At 46.2% G+C, this 18,747-nt stretch carries 14 protein-coding genes; 7 read left to right on the top strand and 7 right to left on the bottom strand.

The annotated features are described in order from the left end of the window. Positions 1 to 6: 6 nt before the first annotated feature. Genes BW716_RS16040 through BW716_RS16050 form a run of 3 tightly spaced genes read right to left on the bottom strand, consistent with a single transcriptional unit; the run spans position 7 to position 5,752 of the window. Complete coding sequence (locus tag BW716_RS16040) at positions 7 to 915, bottom strand: putative zinc-binding metallopeptidase (protein ID WP_083723792.1); 909 nt, start codon at positions 913 to 915, stop codon at positions 7 to 9. An 11-nt stretch (positions 916 to 926) separates the two neighbouring features. Next, on the bottom strand, positions 927 to 2,369 hold the full coding sequence (locus tag BW716_RS16045) for a RagB/SusD family nutrient uptake outer membrane protein (RefSeq protein WP_083723794.1): 1,443 nt from the start codon (positions 2,367 to 2,369) through the stop codon (positions 927 to 929). 11 nt (positions 2,370 to 2,380) lie between these two features. After that, complete coding sequence (locus BW716_RS16050; RefSeq protein ID WP_083723795.1) at positions 2,381 to 5,752, bottom strand: SusC/RagA family TonB-linked outer membrane protein; 3,372 nt, start codon at positions 5,750 to 5,752, stop codon at positions 2,381 to 2,383. A 318-nt stretch (positions 5,753 to 6,070) separates the two neighbouring features. On the opposite strand from BW716_RS16050, the gene BW716_RS16055 reads away from it, so the two are divergent. The 3 genes from BW716_RS16055 to BW716_RS16065 all read left to right on the top strand — a co-directional run bounded on the left by BW716_RS16055 (position 6,071) and on the right by BW716_RS16065 (position 9,619). Continuing rightward, a complete protein-coding gene (locus BW716_RS16055) occupies positions 6,071 to 8,140 on the top strand; it encodes a sensor histidine kinase (protein WP_083723797.1) in 2,070 nt (689 codons plus the stop codon). Next, the gene (locus tag BW716_RS16060) at positions 8,115 to 8,750 is read left to right on the top strand and encodes a response regulator transcription factor (RefSeq protein ID WP_083723799.1); all 636 of its coding nucleotides are present in this window, start codon (positions 8,115 to 8,117) and stop codon (positions 8,748 to 8,750) included. The genes BW716_RS16055 and BW716_RS16060 overlap by 26 nt, the downstream gene beginning before the upstream one ends. A 71-nt stretch (positions 8,751 to 8,821) precedes the next feature. Then, on the top strand, positions 8,822 to 9,619 hold the full coding sequence (locus BW716_RS16065) for a hypothetical protein (RefSeq protein ID WP_083723801.1): 798 nt from the start codon (positions 8,822 to 8,824) through the stop codon (positions 9,617 to 9,619). A 50-nt stretch (positions 9,620 to 9,669) separates the two neighbouring features. Here the strand turns inward: BW716_RS16065 and BW716_RS16070 are convergent, their stop codons facing one another. Further along, the gene (locus BW716_RS16070) at positions 9,670 to 11,928 is read right to left on the bottom strand and encodes a glycoside hydrolase family 78 protein (RefSeq protein WP_083723803.1); all 2,259 of its coding nucleotides are present in this window, start codon (positions 11,926 to 11,928) and stop codon (positions 9,670 to 9,672) included. 21 nt (positions 11,929 to 11,949) lie between these two features. Beyond that, positions 11,950 to 13,983: a beta-L-arabinofuranosidase domain-containing protein gene (locus BW716_RS16075; protein ID WP_083723805.1), complete on the bottom strand. Its 2,034-nt coding sequence runs from the start codon at positions 13,981 to 13,983 to the stop codon at positions 11,950 to 11,952. Positions 13,984 to 14,158: 175 nt separating this feature from the next. Between BW716_RS16075 and BW716_RS16080 the strand changes: the two genes are divergently transcribed. Continuing rightward, complete coding sequence (locus tag BW716_RS16080; protein ID WP_083723807.1) at positions 14,159 to 14,905, top strand: ABC transporter ATP-binding protein; 747 nt, start codon at positions 14,159 to 14,161, stop codon at positions 14,903 to 14,905. Between the two features lie 157 nt (positions 14,906 to 15,062). Next, the gene (locus BW716_RS16085; RefSeq protein WP_083723809.1) at positions 15,063 to 15,803 is read left to right on the top strand and encodes an ABC transporter permease; all 741 of its coding nucleotides are present in this window, start codon (positions 15,063 to 15,065) and stop codon (positions 15,801 to 15,803) included. Here the strand turns inward: BW716_RS16085 and BW716_RS16090 are convergent. Continuing rightward, positions 15,775 to 16,482: an HAD family hydrolase gene (locus tag BW716_RS16090; RefSeq protein ID WP_083723811.1), complete on the bottom strand. Its 708-nt coding sequence runs from the start codon at positions 16,480 to 16,482 to the stop codon at positions 15,775 to 15,777. The genes BW716_RS16085 and BW716_RS16090 overlap by 29 nt on opposite strands. Before the next feature lie 150 nt (positions 16,483 to 16,632). On the opposite strand from BW716_RS16090, the gene BW716_RS16095 reads away from it, so the two are divergent. After that, positions 16,633 to 17,406, top strand: a complete 774-nt coding sequence (locus tag BW716_RS16095; RefSeq protein ID WP_083723813.1) for a TerC family protein — start codon at positions 16,633 to 16,635, stop codon at positions 17,404 to 17,406. A 31-nt stretch (positions 17,407 to 17,437) separates the two neighbouring features. Then, positions 17,438 to 18,229: a dioxygenase gene (locus BW716_RS16100; protein WP_083723815.1), complete on the top strand. Its 792-nt coding sequence runs from the start codon at positions 17,438 to 17,440 to the stop codon at positions 18,227 to 18,229. Positions 18,230 to 18,337: 108 nt separating this feature from the next. Here the strand turns inward: BW716_RS16100 and BW716_RS16105 are convergent, their stop codons facing one another. After that, on the bottom strand, positions 18,338 to 18,727 hold the full coding sequence (locus BW716_RS16105) for an acyl-CoA thioesterase (protein ID WP_083723817.1): 390 nt from the start codon (positions 18,725 to 18,727) through the stop codon (positions 18,338 to 18,340). Positions 18,728 to 18,747: the final 20 nt, after the last annotated feature.

The raw sequence follows: 18,747 nt of genomic DNA on the forward strand, positions 1-18,747 counted from the left end.
TTCGGTTTAATAGAGTAGTTGCTCCACTGCGGTACGGGTCCTTGTTTGCAGACTATAGAAATCCATGTTCCATGCTGATTTGAAATAATTCACTACAGCGGTTTCTTTGGCCCTGAGCGCAGCCTGCGCCTGTGCCTGTGTCATGCCGGATGTAGTGGTACCTTCAGGAATGCTGTTCACCAGATTATCAAAACCAGCCTTTCCATTCACCAGCATCAGGGAAATGGTTTCTACAAAATCATCGTCATAGCCAGACATGGCATAGGCGGAGATAAATCCTTCCCTGTTCGCATCCGCATCGGAAACGTTGTTCCAGTTGGAGGTATAATGGCCGGTAGAGATATCTTTCCACGTAGCCGGATAGAGAATGTTCTGGTGCAGGATATGTCCGAATTCGTGTTCTATTACATGAAAGATCTGCTTCACATTTTCTGAGTCACTGGGCTGATAGCCATCGCTTTCTTTTGTGCGGAAGTTGTTGATATTGTACAGTACGATCTTCCTTCCTCCTTCGGCTGTACCCAGCGTAACCGTACCACTCTCCGTATTCCAGCTGGCGCTACCACAAAGGATGATAAACTTGGGGCTGTAGCGGATAAAGAAGGTAGATCCGGCTTCGGCCACATAGGTATCTATCCACACTTTCTTCACGGCTTCCATAGAAGGGATCACCATACTCTCATCGGGTGGTACCAGTGTCTTGTCCAGTTCAAATTCGAACTGATCCCATTTGTACCGCACTTCTATGTTGTAGGGCACGACCAGGGTATCGTACAACCATGTGTCCAGCTGTGTTTGTGTCCAGGTATCTCCACCCAGACCTGATATATCTTCTATACCACTCAGGTCATCTTTTTTAGAGCAGGCAGCCAGTAGTAAAATGGCCAGCAACCAGCAATATGTTTTATGTTGCATGTATCGTTGTATTATCTAGGATTAAGTGCAATACCGGATGTTTTGGCAGATGCCGGTATCTGTAATACCCGGCGCAGGTCATCGGCGGCCAGTGTCATTGTTTCGCCTGTGATGGTTGTATGGGTCACAGGTATATTGTATCGCATCAGGTCAAACCAGCGCATACCTTCCTGTATATATTCCACGCGCTTAAAGTCGATCACACCATTGATCAGGGCATCCTGATTGCTGGTCACACCATAATAGGAGCGCAGGTCAGCTACTGCAATGCCGTAGGTAGTTGCATCATAATTCACGATGCGCTTGCTGGCATAGAGGTTCAGGTCTGCCAGTGCAGCGGTGTTATTACCGAGGTAAGCATTCGCTTCTGCCCTGTTGAACAATACTTCTTCAGTGGTGAACAATGGCACCATTACATAAGGCTGACCAATTGTGGCATTCACAGATTCCTTCACGAAGTATTCCGTCATCTTTGGCACCAGGTAATTGTAAGAGCCGGAGGTATAGATGGGAAAGCACCAGCTGCCACCCGTTACATTCCCGCCCAGCATTTCCTGGTACTTGGTATAGTTCATGCCGAAACGGTAAGAGTAATAATACCTGCCATACAGTGAAGGCGTTTCTACCAGTAGCAGATTAGCTTTTTCGGAGGAGTTGCTGTAGATATTGAAAAGCTCTGCAGGTGTCATGTATATATATTCTGTATTCCACTGACGCATGTTATCTGCGAGGTCGCCATTAGGGAATACTTTAGCAGCATATTCAATTACCTTCTGGTAATCCTTTTTATAGAGATAAAAGCGTGTAGCAAATGCATAGGCGGCGGCCTGGTTAAAATGATAGCGTGGTACATTGTACCTGTCATCACGAATCAACGGTAGCCCTGCCAGCAGATCTTTTTCTATTTGTTCGTACACATATGCAACTGTCTTGCGTTCATATTGTTTCATCACCACATCTTCCGGTTCTGTTACGTACGGAATACCCGCATCGGTAGCGGCAGTTGTGGCATCATATGCTTTGGAGAAAAAGGTGACCAGCATGAAATGTGCATATGCACGGCATACCAATGCTTCACCCTTCTGGCGGCTATAGGCTGCGGAGTCTTTGGCATTGTTACAGGCTACCAGTGCATTGTTAGCAGCGGCAATGGCAGTGTAAGCAGCGCGCCAGTAAGCCTCCGGAGAATCATCTTCCGTACTGGCCACATCCTGGAAATAATAGGAATCACGATTCGGTTTCTCGTCTGTACCGGTTCCTTTGTCCGCTACATTGTCCGACATAGATTCACAGAAGGTCATGTAGTTGGATTGTGGATAAGCCGTACCGAGCAGCTGACTTACCTTTTCAGGTGTATCCAGCGATGTCCATGTGCTATCAGGAGCCTTGTCCAGAAACTTGTTACAACCGGCCAGCAATACAGGCACCACGGCTATTAATATATACTTGCGCATAATGTCTTTTTTTAAATACCTGCTTTGATGGAAAGAGTCAGCTGTCTTTGAATTGGTTGGGCCACACCACCTGTGTTAAAGAATTCAGGATCCTGCCCTCTCAGTTTTTTGTCGGAATACAGCAGCCACAGGTTCGTAGCAGCACCAGTCAGCACCAGGCTTTTCAGGCCCGTACGCTTTATCATATCCGCAGGCAGGCTATAGGTCAGGGAAATGGATTTCAACCTGATAAAATCGCCACTGGCTACCCGCTCAGTTGAATAGTTATAGTTGTTATAAGGATAGGAACCAGAGATCAGGGTCTTCTCAAATGCATCCACGATAGAAGGCACTGTTGTCTTGCTTTCGTCCTGTGGCATTAACCAACGTTCATAAAACTCATTGGGCATTGCATCGAAGTCAGTATATGAAGTTTTAAATGCAGGATACAACCGGATCTTATTGCCCCACTGATAAGAGAAGAAGATGTTCAGTGAAAGGTTTTTATATCTGAAGCTGTTAGACCAGCCACCATACGTAGGCGGATCTACGGGACCTTCATATTTCAGGTAAGCGGTAGAATCGCTTTGCAGGTATACATCTGTAGATGTGCCACCACTTTCATCTACGAAAGAAGGCACCCCGGTTTTAGGATCCAGCCCTTTGTACTGGATAGAGAAGAGGCTACGTACGGGATGCCCCTGTACATTCCCACCTTCGGCACTTACGAGGTCGAAGATGATGGGCTGATTCTTTGCATTGGTAATTTTGTTGGGACTATAGGTGAAGTTGAAAGTCGTTCTCCATCCAAAGTCTTTCTGGCGAACGATTTCACCACTGATGCTGGCTTCAATACCTTTTGAAGTCATGTCTGCATAGTTGGCTGCTTTCATTGTTTCGCCACCGATACCGGAAGTTTTGATCACACTGATCAGGTCAAAGCTCTTACGGCTATATGCGTCCAGTGCCAGGCTTAATCTTCTGTCTATGAAGCTCACATCGACACCGACATTGGTGGTATACAGTTTTTCCCAGGTCAGTTCTTTGTTTTGCAGGTGTGCCAGTTTGATCACTGACTCCACTTCATTCAGATGAGGGCGGTTGGTATTGATCGTTTGGTATACAATGTTAGAATTGGTAGCCGGTCCCATACTTGCAGTCAAACCATAGCTTGCACGGAGCGAGAGGTAATCGATCCATGAGAGTGGTTGCATAAATGATTCCCTGTCTACATTCCATTTACCACCAAAGCTCCAGGTAGGCAGCCAGCGTGCACTGGAAGAAGATCCCAGGCGATTTGAGCCATCATAACGCACATTGCCGGTCAAGCTGTACTTATCGCCATAGGCATAGTTAGCCGTACCAAAGAATGCGGCAAAGCGGTCATAGTCTTTGCTCATTCCATAGTAAGGAAAGTTGCTCTCGATCGTTTGTTTCAGTATACGATAATCTATATAGGGAACACCACCATTGTCATACTGATAACCATAACCAGTGCTATTTGCATTTTGTCTGTCAGCATATTTTACCTGCTGCCCCACCAGTACATCGAGGTTGTGAATTTCGTTAAAAGCAGTATTATAATGAAGTGAGTTACGAAAATCATAATTCATGAGCTGGTCTTCGTTGCGGTTGTAAAAACCACCTGCCGGCAGTACTACCTGTGGTTCTGCATCAGGATTGTCTGGATCGGTGTAGAGAAATTTGTTAGCCGCTTTGATCGTAGAGTTACCTGCTGCTCTGTAGGCATTGGCCATGTTTGCATTTTCGGTGATTTCGTGTTCTCTGGATGATTTCACATAGCGCAGGGCACCTACGAATTCATACTTCAGGTGATCGGAGATCTTCCAGCCGATATCTCCCTGCAGGCGCAGGTCCATCATATTGAGGGAGAGGTAATTATTACGTAGTTCGTTGATAATATTGAAGTCGGTATAATTACGATGGAAGTATTCCAGCTGGCCATTCTGATCGTACGCTGTAAGTGTACGACTGGTATTCAGTGCATAACTGAATGGGTTGATATCAAAGTCGCGGTCGTACTGTCCTTCTACAGGGTTGCTGGATCGGGTGAGCGCACCGGGGGCACGCTGTTGTCTTACAGATCCAACTGTAGAGAAACCAGCCGTCACCCTATCAGATAATTTATAGTTGTTCCTGAAGTTCAGGGTGTAACGGTGCACTTTATCTGCAACCGTCCATCCGTTATCACCATAATAACTGGTGGAGAAATAAGATTGAGAACGATCTGTACCGGACGAGATGCTGATGGAATGATCCTGCATGAAGTTGTTACGGAACAGGATGTCGTACCAGTCCGTATTGGCTTTGCCATATCGCATCAGGTATGCCTTACGGGCTTCGGGGGTATTCAGCAGGTCTACATTTCCATTTTCATCGCCCTGCACAGACTCATACATTTTGCCATACACACCATAGTCTGCTTTGGACAGGATATCTGATTTCAGGATGCCTTTTCTATCCAGTTCAGCCAGTACGGAGATCTGGCGGGCAGAGTTCATAATATCATAATCGCCATAGGTAGGTTTCAGCTGGGTGCTCAGACTACTACTATAAGCAATAGTGGGTTTGCCTGCCTTTCCCTTTTTGGTGGTGATCACGACTACGCCGTTCATGGCCCTTGCACCATACAAAGCTGTAGCCGCTGCATCCTTGAGGATGTCGAAACTCTCGATATCGTTGGCATTGAGACCCGCTACTGCAGAGCCCATGAGGGTATTTGGATCGCCGGAAGATAGCTGATCGTTGGAAATATTCACCACGTCTTCAAGTACTACTCCATCTATTACCCACAGTGGTTTGTTGTCTCCATTAATAGAGGTCACACCACGAATACGTACTTTGGGCGCTGTACCAAAAGTGCCGGATACGTTTTGGATAGATACACCGGCAGCACGGCCTTCCAGCATACGGCTCACATCGGCCACGCCTTCAAGTCTTACGTCATCGGCTTTCAATGTTACCGCAGCACCGGCGAATTTTTGCTTATTAATATTCTGAAAACCTGTTACGACCACTTCATTGAGCACGCCTTCCCGATGACTCAGTACTACATTCAGTATTGCTTGTCCGCTAAAGAGTAATACTTTGGGTTGCTTGCCCAGAAAGGAAAAGCGAAGACTGTCCCCCGGTCTTGCAGCAATAGCGAATTCACCTGCTACCGTGGTTACAGTTCCTTTATGAGTAGATAAGTTTTCGATAGATACATTGGGTAAAGGAATCTTTTCTTCCGCATCCATCACCTTCCCTCTGGCGGCGGCAGGCAGAGAATCGCGCTGCAATGGCGCAGCCATCACACCCGAACACAATGACAGTAATATAATAATAAATAGTATCCCCTTCCGGCATGCCGGTGTCTGATTACCATGTAGAGGTAATAGCATAAACAAGTATTAAATAAATGATGTAATTAGATCCTGGTTCCTAAAAATTTTGGTTGTAATGCTCTTTCTTTCAATGCTTAAAATTATTCAAGACGCAGCCTTTTTTTATCCGGGAAAACATCTTAATTAGAAAATAGCGGAAAACCACTATTAATGTATTATCTTACTTCGGGAATCAACCAAAGTAGGAACGAACAACAAAAGACATAGCATGCGATAACCTGTTGCTTTTTAATTGTATTCTTGACACCATGTAATAATCACACTGTTCGAGACCAGGGATAACTGTGCCTTGATCGCACCATTTAATGCTGAAATATGCCAGACCTATTTGATTTGCACCACGGCAAATACGCCCGTATGGTGTTGCTGTTCGTACTGTTGCTACTCACTGGCCATTCAGTGACTGTAGTAGCTAATGATAGTATCATCCCTAGCCACGGAGAACCCGGCCATTACCCAATGGTGGAATCTTTTGGCCCGGCGCACACACGTGCCTATGTGGATAGTATGATGCGCATTGCATCTGCTGACAGGGATACACATCTGGCTACATCTATACGTATTTATTATGCGCTACTGGCCGACGCCCGACTGTTGCAATATGGCAATGGAATTGCCAAAGCACTGGGTGGACTAAGCGCCTGTTACAACATTAGCGGAGAAAAAGAAAAGTCCATCTACTTTGCCAGACTCGCATTGCAGTTTTGTGAAAACAATCCGAAAGGAAAGGAACTGAAAGTGAACAATTATCTTTTGCTTTCACAAAGTTATTTTTTCAAAGGCAGGTACGATTCTTCTGCTTACTATAGATATGCTGCACTCGACCAGGTAGGATCAGATCCTAAAGTACAATTGCGTGTCTATTGTAGCCTGATGGACTTCTGGCTCAACCTGAATGAGGATGTACAACATAGTTTACATGTACAGGAAGTGTTTCAGCACATCCGCGAACTGGAGATCGGGGCGAAAGAAAGAAAGGATACAACCAGCCTGATGCTGCTATATTATTACAAGGCTGGTTATTATACAAATATTCAGCAAAACGACTCTGCCCTTTACTACCTGTTTACCAGCATGCAATTGGGTAATGCCGGCAGAATGTCTATGGTCATGAAAGAAGGGCTCATGGTCAATATCGCACTCACTTATCTGGAAAATAAAGATCCGGAGAAAGCCATCTATTGGCTGCAAAAAGCGAATGCCGGGCAGCATGGTTATTTTGACCGTCAGCAATTGATGGCGCAGCTGGCACTGGGAGAAGCCTATATGTTACAGCACCAATATCAGAAAGCAATTACCATCTTAACCCCTGCCTTGCAGGATGCCACGGAGCACCACATAGCGCATGCCATGGTAGCACATGGTCATAACCTGATCGCCGATGCCTTTGATGCCACCGGCGAGTATCGCAAAGCGTCCCTGAACAGGAAGCTGTACGCCAACATGCGGGATAGCCTGATCAAAGTGGAGAAATTACAGATGGGGTATGACCTGGAAATGAAATACCGTATTGCTGATAAGAACAAGGAAATTGCGGAAAAGCAACTGGCCATCACCAGGAATGAAAACAGGATCAGGACGAAAAATTTGCTCATCGGTGGATTTTCTATTGGCCTGATCGGCATCTCACTGCTTACCTTTCTCTTTTACAGGAATAACAGACAAAAGCAGATCTTACAACTGGAAAAGATCCGTAATCTGCGACAGGAGATGCGCATCAATAACCTGCAAGCCATGATCACCGGCGAAGAAAAGGAACGCAGCCGCATAGCCCGCGATCTGCACGATGGTATGGGCGGTTTGCTGGGCACAATCCGTACCCGCCTCAGTTCCATCTTTCGCAAACATACCGTGATGGATGTGACAGAAGACTTTACAGAAGTATTATTACTACTGGAAGAAGCCAGTAGTGAACTACGTAAAACCGCGCATAACCTGATGCCTGAAATTCTATTACAGGAAGGACTGAATACTGCTACCAGCCTATTTTGTGAACGCATTCGCAAAGGGCATGAATTGAATATCAGTTTCGAAAGCTATGGTGACCTGCCAGCCCTGGCCGCAGATTTTGAATTAACGCTCTACCGCATTATCCAGGAGCTTGTGAATAATATTCTCAAACATGCAGGTGCCTCACAAGCAATCGTACAGATCACCGCCTATAATAACCAACTCTGTATTACTGTGGAAGATAATGGCAACGGTATGCCTGCGCACAACGGACGGGTAGACGGCATGGGCCTGAAAACCATTCGTGAGCGTGTACAATCACTGAACGGCGCCTTGCATATAGACAGTAAACCGCAAGTTGGTACCAGTATCCATATTGAATTTACCATCTTACAAAACACTACCCGACATGCCTATAACACTAGCGATTGCTGATGATCACCCCGTAGTGGCTAACGGTATCCGCACTATTATGCGCGGTGTACCCAATATGGAAGTAATAGATACCTATACCAGCGGACAGGCACTGCTGCAAGGTATTCAAACCCGCCGCCCGGATGTGTTACTACTGGATATGCAACTGCCGGACCTCAGTGGACCGGAACTGGCAGCCAGTATTCTGAAACGCGATCCACAACAACGGATCCTTGTTTTGAGCAGTACCGACATCATTCTGCAGGTCAAAAAAATGCTGAAGCTGGGGTGTATGGGATACCTGCTGAAAGATGCCGATGATATGACGATTATACAGGCTATAGAGACCGTTCAACAAGGCGGTCAATACTTATCCCCGGCACTTAACCAACTGCTGATTGACGACCTGTTTCGCAATAAAAAGGCAGAAAAGAAAAACACCCTGCTGACAAGGCGAGAAAAAGAGGTGCTACAATTAATTATTGATGAACATACCAACCAGGAAATAGCCGATAAATTGTTCATTAGCCTGCATACTGTGGAAAACCACCGCATCAGCCTGTTGCATAAACTGGAGGTTAAGAATACTGCCGGATTGGTAAAAGTAGCCTTACAAACGGGGCTTGTCTGATCCTCAGAAAATATTCGTAGTATCGTAGTATGAGAATGCTAGGGATATTACTGCTTATTAATCTGCCTGTTATGGCACAAACACCGCAGGTGTTAGGAAAAGTAAAATCTGATAAATTAGACGAGGCCTCAGGTCTGGCAGCCAGTGCTACCCTACCGGGATACTTCTGGACACACAATGACAGTGGTGGAAAGAATGAAGTATACCTGCTGAATAGCAAGGGGAAGCTGGTCAGCAGTGTAAAATTGAAAGGGGCAGTGAACAGGGATTGGGAGGATATTGCAGAGAATATTGGCCCCGGCGGCAAACACTATGTATATGTTGGAGATATCGGCAATAACCACGCGTTGAACATAGATATGCAGATCTACCGTTTTCCGGATTTTTTGACCGTACCGGGTGATAAAACATCTGTGCATGCGGATGCGCTCTTTATCAGGTTTCCTGATGGCGCCAGAGATGCAGAGTCACTAATGATTGATCCGATTGGAAAATGTATTTATGTTGTAAGCAAAAGAGAAAAACAGGTGAGCCTGTATAAGGTACCAGCACAATACTTCAATTTTAAAGATCAGCAACAGGTGACGCTGGAAAAGGTACTGACCTTACCCTACACCTGGATTACAGCCGGCGACATTTCGCAGAATGGAGAACACATTGTTATCAAAGACGAATCACATATTTATTACTGGCGACGTAAAGGCAATGAAGCTATCGAAATGACGATGGCCCGGCCGGCAACCTTATTGCCATATGTGCGTGAAAAACAAGGAGAAGCGGTAACGATTAGCGTGGATAATAAGGGGTACCTGACGATCAGTGAGGGGAAGAAACCGGATCTGTTTTTCTATTCACATCCATTTAAATAGGGTTATAGCACTTGTTTTAAAAGGGTGTAGCTGGTGCTACACCCTTTTTTTTATATAGTTAGCTTATGTTTTCCCGGTTGTAAAAGTTGATCTTTCTTACCTGGTAATTTTAATGTCGCGGTTGTATTTGCGGGTACTTCCACTTCCAACATCACCTGTTTCCCATTCCGCTTCCAGGAAGAGACGATCTTACCATAGCGGCATTGATAATCAGCCTTTGCAAAAGTGAGCTGAGACACAAATGAGGGTTGAATAAAGAAATGCTTAAACCCGGGCGCTGTTTCATCCGGACGGATACCCGCCAATGTTTTGTAGAACCAAGCACAATAGTCTCCAAAGAAGATATGATTGTGTGAGAATTCCCCCGGCCAGTCTTCGAACAAGGAAGTGGCACCGTTTGCAATCCAGTGTGCCCAACCTGCATAACCTGTATCTGTCAGCATTTTCATAGCCAGTTCTACATGTCCGTTATCACTGAGTGAAGGCAGCACATATTTGGTACCTAATACGCCGAAATCAGCATGATAATGGTTGTCTGTGATCTTCTTTGCCAGTTGCTCTACTGTTTTAGTCAACGCAGGCTCAGGCACCAGCCCGTGGTATACAGTGGTACTGAGAGCCGTGGCAGTAGTCACATTGTACTGCATGGTCTGCGTATTATAATATTCCTTGTTGAAAGCAGCACTGATCTTTTCTGCCAGTGCAGTATATGCAGTCACATCTTCGTCTTTACCTAATACACGTGCCATTTTAGACACCAGCACCGCGTCGGTGTAATAACAAGCTGTAGATGTAAATGGCACGGGGGTTTCTACCAATGACATCCAGTCGCCCAGGCCCATTTTGAAGATATGGTTCTGCGCTTCGCTGGTGAGCAGGTCAGTGTATTTTTTGATCGCATCGTAGTTCTCTCTTATCGCAGCGGTGTCGCCTTCATAGAGGTATAAATACCAGGTGATGATGGGCAGTGCACTACCCCATGCCGGACCAAAGGTAAAGTCCTTGCGGTCATAGCCCCAGCCATTGGAAGGAACGATACCTGGAATAGATCCATCCGGTGTCTGCGCATCCCGGATGTCATTCAGCCACTTGCGATAACCCGGTGCAGATTTGTAATTCCACAGACCGATTTCTGCGGAGATATGCGCATCAGCCGTCCAGCCGTTCTTTTCACGCTGCGGACAGTCGGTAGGAATACTGAGGAAATTGCTTCTGTAAGATTGACGGGCTGCTTCGTACAGCTTATTGATCATAGGATCAGAGCTGGTGAAATGACCGGCTTCTTCAAAGTCTGTACTGTAGAATAAGCCTTCGATGGCGTTCTTATCCAGTTTTGCATCAGTTTTTACTGATACATACTGAAAGCCATGATAGGTGAATTGTGGTGTGAAAGTTTCGATACCACCGTTCCCTTTTAAGATATACACATCTGTCTGGAAAGGCAGTTCACCCGGCCAGCTACGCATGTGTTCTGTGTTATGAGCAAGGTCTATTTTACCATCTTTCAATACCTCTCTGTAGGAAAGGGTCACTTTAGTACCTGCTGTACCTTTTACTTTTAGGGTCACAACGCCGGCAAAGTTCTGACCCATATCGAAGAGATATTCATCCTTATCTACCTGTTTTACACTTACAGGTTTGATACGCCTGATGATCTTAATAGAAGGCATTTCCTGTGGCACCAGTACACCACCGGGAGAATGGGTTTCAAGGGCGGTCTGCCAGCTGGCATCATTGTACCCCAGCTTGTTCCAGCCCGGTAGTTCTGCCCGGGCATCGTAGATTTCGCCGGTGTACAGGTTGTTGTACTGGCTAGGTCCGGTGGTGCACTTCCAGCTGCGATCCGTAACGATGGTTTCTTTACTACCATCTTTGTAGGTGAGCAGGATGTTGATGAGCATGCGGGGTGTATTGCGCCACGGTGCTTTGTGAAATTCCCATACTGCATGGGATTGTACATTGTACCAACCATTTCCCAGTTCTGCTGCTACGACGTTGTCTCCATTAGCCAACAGGGCGGTAATGTCGTAGGTGTTGTACAGCAATCTTTTGTCATAGCGGGTATAGCCCTGTTCCAGCACGGCATCGGTGACAGGTTTTCCGTTTACATACAACACATGATACCCTACACCGGATACGTAAGCGACTGCACTTTGCAATGGCTTACCCGTATGAAATACTTTCCTGAAAAAAGGTGCTTTTGTGATAGTGGTATCTGTGGTATTCGTGATCCAGCTACCTGACCAGTTGACCTGTGCATACAGGAAACCGGGCAGGCAACATAGCAGGCAAAATAAAATACGTTGCAAGGTTTCTGTTTTTTTTGTGATTTATGGCACTACAGGGAAAGCTACAATGCGTACTTTGGTACAACCATAAGGCACGAGCGTAATATCCTGTACTGTATTGTCTACTTTTCCTTTGTAAATACCTTCCCTGTCGGTAGGTGGCTGAAAGGCCACACCATTCAGTTCTTTCCAGGAAGGGATGGATTTGGCCGGTACGGTGATGGTGACAGGAGCATGTGCCAGATTCCATACGAACTGGTCGTCTACCTGTTTTACCACAGCTGCTTTAAAATGAGCAGCAGGTTTATCCACATTGTCCCTGATCAGCGCATAGTTCCATTTGTCTGTAGGATATACACTGAAGTATTCGCCTTCTACTTCGTCCGTCGCTTTCTCCCATCTTTCATTCAGTTTCAGGGCGTATACCAGTGGGCCTCTTTCTATGGCGCGGGAATGTCGGCCCCATACGGTAGTGGTGATATCCATTGGTAATTGTAATACCAGTTTGTCGTTGTTTTTCCAGCTACGGTTGATGGTGATCACCTGATTGCCTGTGTCCTTTCGGAGTGGCTGTCCATTCAGGAGAATGGTAGCTTCTTTACACCATGCAGGGATGCGTAACTGTAATGGGAAGCTCGCTGCTTTTTTCAATGAGAGCGTGAAGCTGATCTCATCATTGAAAGGATAGGTAGTGGCTTCATGTATCGTCACTTCCGTTTGCGCTGCGCCAACTTTGGTGGTCAGGTCATTAGGTGCATAAGACAGGGCGGCAATGCCGTTGTCTGGTGTGCTGTACCAGAGTTGAGCAGTGAACTTTGTCCAGCCCTGATGCATATTTGCAAGGCAGCAGGTATAGCCGCTTCTGGGACCGAGTACGTTACACATTTCTCTGCTAAAAGGCAGGGAGAAATCGAATACGCCTTTGCTGATCTGTACCTGGTTGGCTACCTGAAAGTATTGTTTGTTATTATAGTCATCCGTTGTCTGCGTAGGCAGGGCGTTGAAGGCCATTTTTTCCAATGCATCCATGTAGTGAACATCGCCGGTGATGGAGATGATGTTTTCCAATGAGTACATGGCTTCTACGATGGCGCAGAGCTCAATGCCCTGAGTAGGTTCATTACCATTCAGGTCTTCATCGCCGCTGAAGATGCCCATGGGCAGACCATGAACGGTCATGAGGTCATGCCAGCCGGTGTGGAGTGCCTGTAAGTCCTGCGGATCGCCGGTACGCTGGTAGTTGATAGCGGGCGATTTCAGGGCCATGGCTACGTTCACACCGTGGCGGTTCATCCAGTTTCCCATGTGGGCATAGGTGGTGGTGCTGATCACCCATTCATGGCCACCCATCCAGCGGGTCCAGGGAAAGGATTGCTGTTCGATCTTGTCTGCCAGTTGTAAGAGGGAGGGATCTTTGGTGATGCTGTAGAGCCATTGGGCTATCATTACATTGTCCGCACCTCTGGAAGCTGCCCAGTCAGTCCATTTGCCAATGGGGGCAATGTCGAGGGCTTTCTGCTGGTACTGGAAGTATTTGGTCATGAAGGTGATGACACGCTGATCGCCGGTGGCGGAGTAGTATTGTTGCAGTACTTTGAGCATGACCATTTTGGGCCACCAGTCGTCGCCGTCGTTGGCGTTGGCAACTTCTACGCTGATGTGTTTTTCTCTTTCAGCACCGGTAAGGGGGCCGAAGTAGCCGCTGGGGCGCTGGTGGTCGAGGGTCCAGTTGACGTAGCGGAGAACTTTTTCTTTTAATGCTTTGTCGTCAAGGAGATAAGCGAGGGGAAGGGCGCCGTCAAGCCAGTAGGGCGTTTCTTCCCAGCCGTCGCCTTTGCCGCCGAGCCAGCCATTGTCGTTTTTTAATTTAGCATAGTATTCGTCCAGGTGACCTGTGGAGCCGTCCCGCATGATGAGGAGCTGGTGGCGGAGCCAACCGGCTGGCTTGATGCTACCAAGAGGTAGGGTGGTGTACACGGGGGGATGATAGGAAGCCGCGTGTGGAGAGATGTGGGCCCTTGCCGGGAGTATGGATAATACGGCAAGGGTACAACCCGCGAGGAAATTGATTTTCATTCGTTGAGACTTGAGTACAATAATAACGTGAGGAGGTAAGGTAGAAAAATAAGCGGTAAAAATATAATGTTTACCGAAGTTAACCCTATTTTCACCGGCAATATTAGTCGTATTAACCTCCCTTCTATTGTGCTTTTACCGGAACAATAGCATATTTGTTTAATAATTCACTCTCATGGAAAACAGTATCCTCACCGTATCCGGGCTTAATGTCAGGTATGGTTCCCTGCACGCCGTACAGGATGTTTCGTTCGATGTAAAGGCAGGTGAAATCTTTGGGTTGCTCGGTCCGAATGGGGCCGGGAAAACCAGTACACTTAGCGCGATTGAAGGTTTACTTCGTCCACAATCCGGGCAGGTCCATATAGCCGGTTATGATATACGACAGCAGCCGCTGCTTGCAAAAGCTAATATGGGGGTACAACTGCAAAGCACCAGTTTTCAACCGGAGCTGACAGTGGCGGAGATCGTTAGTTTGTATGCAGGATTATATGGGGTGGAACCACGGTTGGAAAAGCTGGGAGAAATACCTCCCCATAAGAAAATGTCTGAATTGTCAGGAGGACAGCAACAAAGGGTGAGTTTGCTTATTACTACTATTCACAATCCTAAACTGGTGTTGCTGGATGAACCAACGACAGGGCTGGACCCACAATCGAGGAGAAACCTGTGGGAGAAGATAGAGGCTATCAGGGAAAACGGGAATGGGGTGGTGTTGACTACACATAGTATGGAGGAGGCAGAGGCAGTGTGTGATAGATTGGCAATTATTGATCATGGAAGGGTGTTGACGATTGATACGCCAGAGGGGTTGATAGAGAAATATAGGGATGATCCGGAGGTGGTGAGTGTATCAAGGAAAGGGAAGATTACACTCGAGGATGTATTTATTGCCCTGACCGGACGGGCGGTTAGATTTTAGAAATATTCGGGCCTGACTAAAAAGTAAAACGAAGGCGTTCAGAATTGCGTAAAAGCAATTTCGGCTCCATCACCTACCCGAGAGGGGATAATCTTTTTGGTCAGACCCGAGGCGTGGCCTGCGGCCGGCTTTTAAATGAAACAAAATATTCTTTTATATGCTACCTTCTTCTACTAATGTTTTCAAAGCCTTATTCAAAGCAGACCTTCTTATTCAATGGCGTAACCGCAGAGCGGTTTTCATGGTCCTGCTGATCCCTGTATTTATCCTCTTCTGCTGGAAAAATGCAGTTGCCAAAATCGGCCCTTACTTCGTATTAAGTACCTGCCTCACTTTAGGTTTGATCTCCATTGGCCTCATGGGCTACTCAGCCACCATAACCCGCGACAGGGACAAAGGCGTGTTCCAGCGGCTACGGGTCGCCCCTTTTAACCCTGCATTGATTATGGCCAGCAAGTTGCTCGTGCAGCTCATGATGATCTTTGTGTTAACGATCCTAATTTTCGTGAGTGGTTATTATTTTGATGGCATCACGATTTCTACACAGGGTTATGTGGTCACCTTCTTTACCGCTTTGATAGGTGGTGCTGTTTACCTGAGTCTCGGCCAACTGATCACGGGGCTTATCACCAATCCAGAGTCAGTGAATGGCGCTACCAGGATGATCTACTTTGTGTTTATCATGGTAGGTATGCTGGGTGAACTGGGTACACTGGGTGATAAATTTAAAACGGTGTCCATCTGGTCACCTTATGGAACAGTGAAGGCGATCATCAGTACAGGCATGCAGCCAGGACACTGGGATATGATTAGTACCCAGGCGCTGGCGTTCTGCCTGATCTATGCGGTCGTTTTTGCCGGAATCGGTATCAGGAAATTTCGCTGGGCGGTGAAATAAACATTGGCAATATATCCAGTATCTGTTCCACCTGCCTGAAGTTAGGGCTGTCTATGTGCACATCTATATGTTCATGCGCCCAGGTAGTGTGAAAAGGAATATGGATAGCATGACCACCTAAATCCAGTACCGGCAGTACATCCGACTTCAGACTATTGCCTATCATCAGGAATTGTTCTGGCTGGATGTCCAGGTGTTTCAATAACTTCTTATAGTCCTTCGGTTGCTTTTCGGACATTACTTCTACATGGTGGAAGTAATGATCCAGGCCGGAGTTTTTAAGTTTCCGTTCCTGGTCCAGCAGGTCTCCCTTGGTAGCTACTACCAGCCGATAATCACCTTTTAGTGATTGCAATACTTCTTCCACACCATCCAGTACTACGATAGGGCGTGCCAATAACGCCTTGCCATAGGTGATGATCTTGTCAACGGCAGTGATGTCGATGGTATTATTGCTGACAGTAAGAGCTGTCTCAATCATGGAAAGCATGAATCCTTTGATACCATACCCATAAAGGGTGAGGTTCTTGATTTCTGTGTGCAACAGTTCCCTGGCTACAGTGTGCTGGGGCAGGTAGGCTTCCATTAGTTGGCAGAACTCGTTCTCTGTTTCACGAAAATAGGGTTCATTGACCCAGAGTGTATCGTCTGCATCGAATGCGATTACTTTTATACTCATAAGTTAACAACGGGTTACAATACTAAAATAATTCTTTTTGATGGAGAATCGGGTGCAGTGAAGAGATTGCAAAAAAAATCAATACGCCTTCGGTAAACTGATTTTTTTCTGACCTATCTTGCCCCTGCGAACTAAATTAAACCTACTGTCATGGAAAATTTGTTTACAGTTGATTCTCTTATCAGCCTGTTAACCTTAAGCGTACTCGAAATTGTTTTGGGTATAGACAACATTGTATTTATTTCTATCCTTGCCGGCAAGCTGCCGGAAGAACAACAAAAAAAAGCCCGGAGGCTGGGTTTGACCCTGGCCATGTTTATCCGCATTGGCTTATTGATGTCTATCAGCTGGATCATGTCATTGACAGCCCCGCTTTTCAATCCGGGTAACTGGATTGGCATTCAAAATCCTAAGTGGCTGGAAATGGCGGAAATCTCTGGCAGGGATCTCATTCTGCTCATTGGTGGTCTCTTTTTGATTTACAAAAGCACATCAGAAATTCATGAGAAACTGGAAGGCGGAGAGCATACTACCAATACGCCTAAAGTAACCAGTTTTTCACAGACGATCATCCAGATCTTACTCCTGGATATTGTCTTCTCCCTGGATTCTGTGATCACCGCTGTGGGCATGGCAGATCATATTGAAATTATGATCGCGGCCGTGATCATTGCTGTCGGTATTATGCTGCTGGCATCAGAAGGGATCAGTAAATTTGTGAACATACATCCTACCGTGAAAATGCTGGCACTGTCCTTCCTGCTACTCATCGGTGTGTCATTACTGGCAGAAGCATTTGATCAGCACATTCCAAAGGGGTATATTTACTTTGCGATGGCGTTCTCCGTATTTATCGAATTATTAAATCTGAAAATGCGTGCAAAGAGCGCTCATCCGGTAAAGCTCAAACAGACGAAATTATAATAGAACAGTGCATCGGAAATCATTTATCAAAATGGCAGCATTGCTGCCATTTTTGCCTTACTCTTCACAGATAGAAAAGGCGCTGAACCTGCCAGGTATGTTCCAGCCAACGGAGAAAATGCCTGTATTTTTTGTAGGACATGGCGATCCTGAGAATGCTTTCCGGGATAATCCTTTTACGCAGGCCCTCGCCAAAATGGGGAAAGAACTCCCCCGCAAGCCCACAGCCATCATGGTGATTTCGGCACATTACCTCACCGCCGAAGAATCTTACCTGAAAGTACCCGGACATTTCAATTGCCCTTACTACAGCGTATACGGTGCCACCGCCTTTAAAGATAAAGTGCCGCAGGTGACCGTGGACGAAAGTACGGATATGGACCACGGTGCATTTTCAGTATTGCGACACATGGCGCCTGAGATGGATGTACCGGTGATGGAGTTAAGTATCCCCATGGCACAACGACTGGATTACCACTGGAAACTGGCGCAGTACCTGAAACCGCTGCGGGAAAAAGGTGTACTGATCATTGGGAGTGGCAATATTGTACATAACCTTGAAAAGGGATTTTTCAAAGCGAAACCTTATTCATGGGCGATTGAGTTCGATGAATGGGTAAAAAAGCGAATTGACGAACGGGATTTCGGTAGTTTGTTTTACTATAATAATCTGGGTAAGATCGCCTTGAAAGCAGTTCCTACCACAGATCATTATATTCCCATGCTGTATGCCATTGCAATGGCAGATAAGCATGAGAATATTCAATACACTTATGAAGAAGTATTTTCAGCATTCAGTATGCGATGCTTCAGAGTGGGATGATTCACCTTCTTTTCTATTTGAATAGTAAAGTCAGCAGACTTTTCATCCTGTAAAAGGATGATCTTCTACAAGTTAGTAACGATTATGAAATTGTAAAATACGCGGGTATTATTCGCGCAGGCGCTCGTCGGTATAGGTAATCTCCGTCTTGCCGTGTGCCAGTGGTTTACCATTCTCATCTACACTCACAAATACCATCTTATCGATGGTCAGGATGCTCTTCTTGGTAATTTTGTTACGGGCTTCGCAGGTAAGGGTCAGAGAGGTGTTACCAAAGTGCACTGCCTTGATACCTAATTCCAGGATATCCCCCTGCTTGGCGGAGCTGATGAAATTGATTTCAGACATGTACTTAGTCACACAACGGTTGGTACCTAACTGGATGATGGCGTATATGGCGGCCTCTTCATCGATCCAGGATAATAAACTACCGCCGAACAAAGAACCGTGAGCATTTAAATCCTCCGGTTTTACCCATTTTCTAGTATAAAAATTCATTGCACATTCTATTGCAACGC

The organism is [Flexibacter] sp. ATCC 35208, from assembly GCF_001975825.1.
Classification (GTDB): domain Bacteria; phylum Bacteroidota; class Bacteroidia; order Chitinophagales; family Chitinophagaceae; genus Chitinophaga.

Excerpts from the sequence above, each read along its gene's own strand:
- BW716_RS16040 (WP_083723792.1), bottom strand. The coding sequence starts at position 915 with ATGCAACATAAAACATATTGCTGGTTGCTGGCCATTTTACTACTGGCT.
- BW716_RS16045 (WP_083723794.1), bottom strand. The coding sequence starts at position 2,369 with ATGCGCAAGTATATATTAATAGCCGTGGTGCCTGTATTGCTGGCCGGT.
- BW716_RS16050 (WP_083723795.1), bottom strand. The coding sequence starts at position 5,752 with ATGCTATTACCTCTACATGGTAATCAGACACCGGCATGCCGGAAGGGG.
- BW716_RS16055 (WP_083723797.1), top strand. The coding sequence starts at position 6,071 with ATGCCAGACCTATTTGATTTGCACCACGGCAAATACGCCCGTATGGTG.
- BW716_RS16060 (WP_083723799.1), top strand. The coding sequence starts at position 8,115 with ATGCCTATAACACTAGCGATTGCTGATGATCACCCCGTAGTGGCTAAC.
- BW716_RS16065 (WP_083723801.1), top strand. The coding sequence starts at position 8,822 with ATGGCACAAACACCGCAGGTGTTAGGAAAAGTAAAATCTGATAAATTA.
- BW716_RS16075 (WP_083723805.1), bottom strand. The coding sequence starts at position 13,983 with ATGAAAATCAATTTCCTCGCGGGTTGTACCCTTGCCGTATTATCCATA.
- BW716_RS16080 (WP_083723807.1), top strand. The coding sequence starts at position 14,159 with ATGGAAAACAGTATCCTCACCGTATCCGGGCTTAATGTCAGGTATGGT.
- BW716_RS16085 (WP_083723809.1), top strand. The coding sequence starts at position 15,063 with ATGCTACCTTCTTCTACTAATGTTTTCAAAGCCTTATTCAAAGCAGAC.
- BW716_RS16090 (WP_083723811.1), bottom strand. The coding sequence starts at position 16,482 with ATGAGTATAAAAGTAATCGCATTCGATGCAGACGATACACTCTGGGTC.
- BW716_RS16095 (WP_083723813.1), top strand. The coding sequence starts at position 16,633 with ATGGAAAATTTGTTTACAGTTGATTCTCTTATCAGCCTGTTAACCTTA.
- BW716_RS16100 (WP_083723815.1), top strand. The coding sequence starts at position 17,438 with ATGGCAGCATTGCTGCCATTTTTGCCTTACTCTTCACAGATAGAAAAG.
- BW716_RS16105 (WP_083723817.1), bottom strand. The coding sequence starts at position 18,727 with ATGAATTTTTATACTAGAAAATGGGTAAAACCGGAGGATTTAAATGCT.